Annotated in this window: 1 protein-coding gene; it reads left to right on the top strand. The window is 85.2% G+C overall.

Features of this window, described 5'->3' with window-relative positions; translation table 11 throughout:
- Positions 1-157: 157 nt before the first annotated feature.
- Positions 158-344, top strand: a 187-nt coding sequence (locus tag V5O49_RS05440; protein WP_332901342.1) for a hypothetical protein, incomplete at its 3' end; no start/stop codon positions are given.

Below are 344 nucleotides of genomic sequence, written 5' to 3'. Positions count from 1 at the left end.
GGCGGGCGCGGCGGGGGGCGGGGGGGGGGGGGGCGGGGGGGCGGGCGGGGCGGGGGGGCGGGGGGCGGGGGGGCGGCGGGGGGGGGGGGGGGGGCGGGGGGGGGGGGGGGGGGGGGGGGGCGGGGGGGGGGGGCGCGGGGGGGGAGAGCATCGGCACGTGCGGCGGGATCTGCAGCGCCTCCCGCACGGCCTCGAGGCGGTGCTGGGCCACGCCCGGCAAGCAGCTGACGCCCCCGCCGAACGGGACGCCGCGCGCCTCGAAGTAGCCGATGGCCGGCAAGCACTGCTCGAGGCGGTCGGTGTCCACGAGCACCACGGCACCGATCGCGCCCCGGACCAGGTCG

Origin of the sequence: Isoptericola haloaureus (assembly GCF_036689775.1) — a bacterium.
GTDB classification, from domain to species: Bacteria; Actinomycetota; Actinomycetes; order Actinomycetales; family Cellulomonadaceae; genus Isoptericola; species Isoptericola haloaureus.
Note: the sequence above shows the minus strand (reverse complement) of the source record. Positions and strands in the feature narration are given on the sequence as shown.